Below are 8,890 nucleotides of genomic sequence, written 5' to 3'. Positions count from 1 at the left end.
CGCCGCCGGGGACGATCCCCCGCCGGCGTGCGGGACCGCTCAGCCTTCTCCTCCGTGTCACCGTGATTGGAGCACCAGGTCGTGACCGAGACCCTGGACCCGGCATCCACCCAGTTGAGTCTTGGCACAGCGGCCGCGCGGCAGCTGGCCTCGACGACCAAGTCCGCCCCGCAGATGCAGGCCGTCACGCCGCGGTGGCTGCTGCGCAAGCTCCCGTGGGTCGAGGCCAAGGGCGCCAACTACCGCGTGAACCGCCGGCTCACCTACACCGTCGGCGACGGGCGCATCGAGTTCGTCAGCAACGGTGACGACGTGCGGGTGATTCCCGCCGAGCTCGGCGAACTGGCCCCGCTGCGTGGTTTCGACGACGCCGACGTGCTGACCGCGCTGGCCGGCCGCTTCACCCAGCGCCATTTCGCCGCCGGCGACACCATCGTGCGCGCCGGATCGGCCGCCGACGAGCTGTACCTGATCGTGCACGGCCGGGTCGAGAAGGTCGGCACCGGCAAGTACGGCGACGACGCCGTGCTGGGCACGCTGGCCGACGGCGACCACTTCGGCGAGCAGGTCCTGGTGGACGAGGGCGGCTGGCCCTTCTCCGTGCGGGCCAACACCGGCTGTGTGGTGCTCTCCCTGCCGCGCAACGCCTTCCTTGAGGTCGTGGACGGCGCGCCCAAGCTTCGGTCCCATGTGGACGGTTTCCGTGCGCGGGGCGGCAAGTCGCAGAACAAGCACGGCGAGGCCGCGATCGAGATGGCCGCGGGCCACGCCGGCGAGATCGACCTGCCCGGCACGTTCGTGGACTACGACATGTCCCCGCGCGAGTACGAGCTCAGCGTCGCGCAGACCATGCTGCGCATCCACACCCGCGTCGCCGACCTCTACAACGGTCCGCACGACCAGGTGCAGGAGCAGCTGCGGCTGACCATCGAGGCGCTGCGCGAGCGCCAGGAGTTCGACCTGCTCAACAACCGCGACTTCGGCCTGCTGCACAACGCCGACCACAGCCAGCGGCTGCACACCCGCAACGGCGCGCCCACCCCCGACGACATGGACGAGCTGGTCTCCCGCCGCCGCAAGACCAAGTTCTTCCTGGCCCACCCCAAGGCGATCGCCGCCTTCGGCCGTGAGCTCAACGCGCGCCGCCTCTACCCGAGCCCGGTGGTGGTGGACGGCCGGCCGCTGCAGTCGTGGCGCGGTGTGCCGATCTTCCCGTGCGACAAGATCCCGATCGACCCCGAGCACAACACCACGTCCATCCTGGCCATGCGGACGGGCGAGGACGACAACGGCGTGATCGGCCTGCACCAGACCGGCATCCCGGACGAGCGCGAGCCCGGCCTCTCGGTGCGCTTCACCGGCATCAGCGACAAGGCCATCCTGTCCTACCTGGTCAGCACCTACTACTCGGTTGCCGTGCTGGTGCCGGACGCACTCGGCGTGCTGGAAGACGTCGAGCTGGGGAACTGAGGACCGCTCACCATGGCACAGCCGTTCGAACTACCCGAGTTCTACATGGTTCACCCTGCCCGGCTGAACCCGAACCTGGAGGGGGCGCGCGTCCACACCCGCAAGTGGGCGCGCGACTTCGACATGATCGACACCCCGGCCTTCGCCGGTGGCGAGATCATCTGGAGCGAGGCCAAGCTGGAGGCGATGGACTACGCGCTGCTGTGCGCGTACACCCATCCCGAGTGCTCGGGCGAGATCCTCGACCTCATCACCGACTGGTACGTCTGGGTCTTCTTCTTCGACGACCACTTCCTGGAGCTGTACAAGAAGCCCAAGGACATCAAGGGCGCCAAGAAGTACCTCGACGGGTTGCGCGAGTTCATGCCGCTGCACGGCGCGATCACCGCGGAGCCGACCAACCCGGTCGAGGCCGGGCTGAAGGACCTGTGGGAACGCACCATTCCGATGATGACCCAGGAGTGGAAGGTCCGCTTCATCGAGAGCACGCTCAACCTGCTCGTCGAGTGCATGTGGGAGATCATCAACATCGACGAGGGCCGGGTGGCCAACCCGATCGACTACATCGAGATGCGCCGCAAGGTCGGCGGCGCGCCGTGGTCGGCCAACCTGGTCGAGGTGGCGGTCGGCGCCGAGGTGCCGGACTCCGTGGCCCGCACCCGTCCGATGCGCGTGCTGCGGGACACCTTCGCCGACGGCGTGCACCTGCGTAACGACGTCTTCTCCTACCAGCGCGAGGTGGAGGAGGAGGGCGAGAACGCCAACATGGTGCTGGTGCTGGAGACGGCCCTGGGCTGCACCACGCAGGAGGCGGCCGAGGCCACCAACGACCTGATCTCCTCCCGCATGCAGCAGTTCGAGCACACCGTGTTCACCGAGCTGCCGATCATGTTCGAGCACTACGGGCTGCGACCGGACGAGCGGATGGCCGTCCTGGTCTACGCCCGCGGCCTGCAGGACTGGCAGTCCGGCGGGCACGAGTGGCACATGCGCTCCAGCCGGTACATGAACGCGGGGGCCGACACCTCCACGGGATGGGTGCCCGGCGGTCCGACCGGTCTGGGCACTCTCGGCTCTCGGCTCGGCTTTCCCGGGCGGCTCAAGCGTTTCACCCACGCGCCGCACGCCGTGGGCCCGACGAAGCTGCCCGAGTTCACGATGCCGTTTCCGCTGCATCTGAACCCGTTGCTGGACCGGTCCCGGCAGAACACGTGGGAATGGTCCCGGGCGATGGGCTTCACCGGCGAAGGCGTCTGGACCGAACGGCAGATGGTCGGGCTCGACCTGCCGATCTGCGCCGCCGGCATCGACCCCGACGGCACGCTGGAGGAGCTGGATCTCGGCTCGCAGTGGCTGACCTGGGGCACCTACGGGGACGACCTGTTCCCCAGGATGTACTTCCGGGGCCGGGATCTGGCCGGCCCGCGGGCGTTCGTGGCGCGCACCCGGCAGTTCATGCCGCTGGACTGCGTGACGATGCCGGTGCCGACCAACGCCAATGAGCGCGGGCTCGCGGACCTGTGGGTGCGCACCGCGCTGCCGATGTCGGACCAGCACCGGGCGGGATTCCGGCGCGCGGTCGACACGATGCTGGACGCGTGGGTGTGGGAGGCGGACTGCCACCAGCAGAACCGGATTCCCGACCCCGTCGACTACATCGAGATGCGGCGCGGCACGTTCGGCTCCGACCTGACCATGAGCCTGGCCCGGTTCGCCCGGGCCGACCTGATCCCGGACGAGTTCTTCGCCACCAGCCAGGTGCGCGGCCTGGAGGACTCGGCCCAGGACCAGGCCTGCTTCCTCAACGACATCTTCTCGTACCAGAAGGAGATCGAGTACGAGGGCGAGCTGCTCAACATGGTCCTGGTCGTGCAGAACTTCCTCGGCTGCTCGAAGGAGCAGGCCGTGGCCATGGTCAACGACCTGATGACCGCCCGCGTCGAGCAGTTCATCCGCACCCGTGACCACGAGATTCCGGCGCTGTGCGAGGAGTTCGGCTTCAACGCCGCGCAGCGCAAGGCGGTCGACGGCTACGTCCGCGAGCTCCAGGACTGGATGTCGGCCATCCTCAACTGGCACCGCAAGACCGTGCGGTACGGGGAATCCGAGCTGGTCCGGTCCCGTGGCGGGCACGGTTTCGCGCTGCCGACCGGCATCGGCACGTCCGCGGTTCGGATGTTCGCGCCGTGACCTCGGAGGTGGTTCCCATGGATGTGCTCTCGCAGCCCCGCTCCGCGGTCGAGGTGCTGGCCTGGAGCCGTGGCGTGGTCGAGCCGGCGATGCGGGCGGCGGTGGACACCCTGCCGCCGTCGATGCGCCGGGTCGCCGGCTACCACTTCGGTTGGTGGGACGCCGACGGCACGCCCCGCAACGGCGACTCCGGCAAGGCCATTCGGCCCACGCTGGCCGTGCTGTGCGCCGAGGCCGTCGGCGGGTCCATTGTGGACGCGGTGCCGGCCGCCGTCTCCGTGCAGATGGTGCACGACTTCTCGCTGCTGCACGACGACGTCATGGACCGGGACGTCAGCCGACGCCATCGGCCCACCGCGTGGACCGTTTTCGGGGTGAGCCCGGCGATCCTGGCCGGCGACGCCCTGTTGACCCTGGCCTTCGACGTGTTGGCCGGCAGCGGGCATCCTCGCTCACAGGACGCCATGCGTCTGGTCAGCGCCGCCGTGCAGGACCTCGTCGAGGGCCAGTGCGAGGACGTCTCCTTCGAGGAACGGTCCGATGTGGACCTTTCCGAGTGCCTGGCCATGGCCGGCGAGAAGACCGGCGCCCTGCTGGCCTGCTCCACCGCCATCGGCGCCCTGTTCGGCGGCGGCAGCGCCGCCCAGGTCGAGCACATGCGGATGTTCGGCGAGCACCTCGGCCTGGCCTTCCAGCTCGTGGACGACCTGCTCGGGATCTGGGGCGACCCCCACGTGACCGGCAAGCCCGTGCACTCCGATCTGGTCAGCCGCAAGAAGTCCCTGCCCGTCGTCGCCGCCCTCACCTCGGGCGAGCCCGCCGCCGAGGAACTCGCCGCGCTGTACGGCCGGCGCGACCCACTGTCCGATGTGGAGCTCGCCCGTGCCGCCGAGTTGGTCGACCTGGCCGGCGGCCGGTCCTGGACCCAGCGTGAGGCCGTCGACCAGCTCGACCTCGCCCTGGCCGAGCTCGCCTTGGCCGCCCCCGGCGCCCGGGCCGCCGCCGAGCTCACCGCCCTGGCCCGCCTGGTGACCTGCCGGGACCACTGAGCCGGGTGGACCGACGGCCGAGCCGGCTTTGCGCCGGTTCGGCCGTTTTGGCGTTTAAGGGCGGATGTCGCCGGGATCGTGGCCGTGACACTAGTCCTTGCCGGGCACCGAAACCAGCCGCCGTTGGTCGGGTGAGCGGTGGACGTTCGTCGGTTGTTTCCGCCGTGGCCGCGGGGATTGACTGACCGGCGACGATCATCGGCGAAGACTGCCCGAGGTAGGTTCCGTGAAAAGATCTCGCCTGCTCACCGTGGCGACCACTATGACCATGAGCGCGGCGTTGGCGCTGCTGGGGAACGGTCCCGCGCAGGCCGCCCCGCTCGCGCCGGCGACCGACGGCGCCGCGGACGGCGGGCGGGTGATCGTGGTGCTGGGCAACCAGCACGGCGATCTCAAGTTACGTGCACAGAGCTCGCAGCGCACGAACACCACCCACAACGATCAGCAGTCGGTCGTGTCGGACATCAAGGCCAACGGCGGCACGGACGTCACCCAGCTGGTCAGCGTGAACGCGATCGCGGCCAAGCTGTCCTCGGGCGAGGTGAACCGGCTGCGCGCCAACCCGGCCGTGCGCGAGATCGTGCCGGACGAGCAGATGACCCGGACCGCGCCGGCCAAGGTGCCGCAGGCGAAACCGGCCCAGCTGAGCTCCAAGCTGTGCCCGAGCGACCCGGCGAAGCCGTTCCTGGAGCCGGAGGCGCTGGCCGTCGACAAGGTCGAGACCGACAGGCCCGGCGACACCGAGCAGGCGTCCAAGATCGCCACCGGCAAGGGCGTGCTGGTCGCCATCGACGGCATGAACGAGCTGGCCGGCAATCCCAACTTCGTCCGCCCCGACGGCTCGCACGTGGTCATCGACGCGCCCGACCCGACCGAGGACGACAGCGACGGCGAGTACTACGGCGACGCCTCTTCCGTTGCCGGACAAGGACTTGTCACCTACGACTACAGCAAGGAGCTGCCCTACTCGGGGCTGCCGACCGGCTGCACCTTCCGCATCAAGGGCGTCGCCCCGGACGCGTCGCTGGTCGACTCCCGGCTGATCGACACCCCGCCCAGCGCGTCGGGTGACATCCAGCTGGAGTCGCAGGTGGTGGCCGGCATCGACCGCGCGGTCGTGCTGGAGCACGCCGACGTGATCTCCGAGTCGTACGGCTACAACCCGCGCCCTGGCCGGTATTCCGTGTTCTACGCGGCCAACGACGCCGCCGTCGCGGCCGGTGTCACGGTGGTCGTGTCCTCCGGCGACAGCGGCGTCTCCGGCACGGTGTCCTCGCCGGCCACCGACCCGCTGGTGATCGCCGTCGGCGCGACGAACACGTTGCGCCTGACCGCACAGGCCTACGGCTACAGCGACTGGATCAACAACGACATCACCCCGCTGTCCTCCGGCGGCACCGCGCCCAACAACCGCGTGGTCGACCTGGTCGCGCCCGGCTACGGCGGCGAGGCCGCGTGCAGCCCGATCGGCTCGGACTGCCCGACCAACACCCTCACCGAGGCCTTCGGCGGCACCAGCCAGTCGTGCCCGCTGGTGGCCGGCGCGGTCGCCGATGTGATCCAGGCCTACGCCGACACGCACAACGGCGTGAAGCCGACTCCCGCGCTGATCAAGCAGATCCTCACCGGCACCGCCAAGGACGTCGGCGCTCCCGCCGACCAGCAGGGCGCCGGCCTGCTCGACGTGTACGCCGCCGTTCGGGCCGCGCAGCAGGCGCCCGGCAGCACTTCGGGCGCGCCCGAGGCCCCGGCCCTGGTCCCGTCACCGTCCCAATTGGACGTCACGGCCAATGCCGGCGCCAGCGCGCAGACCGTGAACCTCTACAACGCCAGCAGCACCCCGACCACGGTCACGGGCGCCTACCGGGAACTGGGCGCTGCCAAGCAGTTCGGCGCCACCGTCACCGAGCCGGTCAGCGCCCCCGACCCGAGCCTGCCCGTGCCGGCCTACGGCGCCACCGCCGCCTCGCCGATCACCTTCACGGTGCCCAAGGGCCTCGACCGGCTCAGCGTCGACATGATCACGCCGGATCCGACCAACGGCACCATCCTGTCGTTCACGCTGGTCGACCCCAAGGGCCGGCTGAGCCAGATCTCCTACGACTACGGCACTCCGCCGTCGGGCTCGGCCAAGTTCGGCTCCGTGCCGAACATCCAGCACGTCGAGGTGGCCGCCCCCACCGCGGGCCAGTGGACCGCGAAGATCCTCTGGGCCAACGGCCGTGCGCACCTCCAGTCGCCGCCGAACGTGCCGGGCTCCTACCGCGGCACCATCTCCTTCCGCACCATGGGCCAGCACTACGTCACCAAGAAGGCCACCGACGCCGTCACCATCCCGGCGCACACGGGCGTCGACGTGCCGCTGAGCGTCGACATGCCGACCGCCCCCGGTGACCACCCGGAGTCCGTGCAGTTCGTGGCGGCCAACGGCGCGCACACCTCGCTGCCGGTCCAGCGCCGCACGCTGATCCCCAGCGCCGGCGGCAAGTTCACCGGCACCATCACCAGCACCGTCGGGCGGCAGGTCGGCCAGATCAGCACGTTCGACATCGACGTGCCGGCCGGCAAGAAGGACCTGGACGTCAACTTCCACACCGCCGACGCCAGCGCCGACAACGGGTTGACCTACTACCTGATCGACCCCGACGGCAAGGTCGTCACCACCGACTCCTCGCCCACCACCACGGTGCAGGGTGTCGGCTCCGACAAGCCCATCGCCGACGCCACGCTGGTCACCGCCAACCCGAAGCCGGGCCGGTGGGAGATCGACGTCATGCTGAAGCTCACCGTCAGCGGCCTGGAGTTCACCCAGCAGATCGCCGGCACCGTCGGCTACGACCGTTCCGACGCCTTCGCCTACAACCTGCCCGCCGCCGGCAGCACCGTGTCGGCCACGTCCAGCCGTCAGCTCTTCTTCCGGGTCACCAACACCACCGGGATCGGCCGGACGCTGCGCCTGACCTCCACCGCCGGCGACATCACCTTCGGCGCCCCGACCTACCTGGCCGCCGGCACCTCCGCCCTGTTCACCGCCACCCTCAAGCCCGTCGCCGCCGCCGGCACGGTCGTGAGCGGCGCGGTGAACGTCCTCAGCAACACCAGCGTGGCCGGCGGTTCCCAGACCCTGGCCGTGCTGCCCTACGGCTACACCGTGGGAACTACCGTCAATCCGTGAGCTGGGCCGATCCGCACGCGGCAGAATGGCCGCGTGCGGATCGGTGTGCTCGGCGCGGTCGAGCTGTGGGGGCCCGACGGGAGTCCGGTGGCCCTGGGCGGGTCCAGGCCGCGTGCCCTGCTGGCGGCGCTGGCGTTGAGCGTGGGGCGTGCGGTGCCGTTCGAGCAGCTGGTGGACGCCGTATACGGCGACGAGCCGCCAGGTAATGCCCAGCACGCCTTGCAATCGCAGGTGTCACGGCTGCGGGCGCTGTTGCCGGCGGGCAGCCTGGCACGACATCCCATGGGCTACGTGCTGACCCTCGACCCGGACGAGATCGACGCCCATCGCTTCGAGCGGCTGGCGGTCTCCGGAAGGGAGCTGCTGGCGCTCGGGGATCACGCCAATTCCCGCAAGGCGCTGACCGAGGCCTTGGACCTGTGGCGTGGCCCCGCGCCGACGGTTCGTCTGGGCGATCTCCGCCTGTCCGCGCTGGAAGACCGCATCGAGACGGATCTCGCGCTGGGCCGGCCGGACATCGCCGAACTTCGCCAGCTCAGCGAGGAACACCCCTATCGCGAAAGGTTGCGGGGCCAGCTGATGCGGGCCCTGGCGGCCGACGGCCGGCCGGGGGAGGCGCTGGCCAGCTTCGACGACGCCCGCCGGACCCTGGCCGACGAGTTCGGCGCCGACCCCTCGGCCGAGCTGGCGGGCGCCCACCTGGCCGTGCTCCGCGGGGCCAACCCGGCCCGGCCGGTGCCGGCCCAGCTGACGAGCTTTGTCGGGCGGGACAACGAGATCCGCCAGGTGACATCGCTGCTGGACCGCTCCCGGCTGGTGACGATCATCGGCCCGGGCGGCGCCGGGAAGACGCGCCTGGCCATCGAATCGGCCCGGCGGCTGGGTGAGGTGTGCTTCGTCGAGCTGGCCGAGCTAGGTGTACTGCCCCGGGAGGTTGTGAACGGGTGGACACGTGAGCCGATGATGTTGAAATGAGGGAGGGCCTCCAGGTTCGGTGTGGATTGCG

5 protein-coding genes are annotated in these 8,890 nt (G+C 70.2%); all 5 read left to right on the top strand.

Annotation, left to right across the window (positions count from 1 at the left end; genetic code table 11):
* The first annotated feature begins 81 nt into the window (after positions 1–81).
* Positions 82–1,470 carry a family 2B encapsulin nanocompartment shell protein gene (locus tag AB0M73_RS49370; protein WP_363907108.1) on the top strand — a complete coding sequence of 463 codons (1,389 nt, stop codon included), beginning with the start codon at positions 82–84 and terminating at the stop codon, positions 1,468–1,470.
* Positions 1,471–1,482: 12 nt separating this feature from the next.
* Positions 1,483–3,660 carry a germacradienol/geosmin synthase gene (locus AB0M73_RS49365; RefSeq protein WP_363907106.1) on the top strand — a complete coding sequence of 726 codons (2,178 nt, stop codon included), beginning with the start codon at positions 1,483–1,485 and terminating at the stop codon, positions 3,658–3,660.
* 17 nt (positions 3,661–3,677) lie between these two features.
* Positions 3,678–4,709 (top strand): family 2 encapsulin nanocompartment cargo protein polyprenyl transferase, encoded by a 1,032-nt coding sequence (locus tag AB0M73_RS49360; RefSeq protein ID WP_363907104.1) that lies wholly within the window; start codon positions 3,678–3,680, stop codon positions 4,707–4,709.
* 226 nt (positions 4,710–4,935) lie between these two features.
* Entirely contained in the window at positions 4,936–7,884 is a 2,949-nt protein-coding gene (locus AB0M73_RS49355) for a S8 family serine peptidase (protein WP_363907102.1), read from the top strand.
* Positions 7,885–7,917: 33 nt separating this feature from the next.
* On the top strand, positions 7,918–8,859 hold the full coding sequence (locus AB0M73_RS49350; protein ID WP_363907100.1) for a BTAD domain-containing putative transcriptional regulator: 942 nt from the start codon (positions 7,918–7,920) through the stop codon (positions 8,857–8,859).
* Positions 8,860–8,890 lie beyond the last annotated feature (31 nt).

The organism is Kutzneria sp. NPDC051319, from assembly GCF_040682195.1.
In the GTDB taxonomy this organism is placed as follows: domain Bacteria; phylum Actinomycetota; class Actinomycetes; order Mycobacteriales; family Pseudonocardiaceae; genus Kutzneria.
This window is presented reverse-complemented; position numbering and strand designations above follow the sequence as displayed.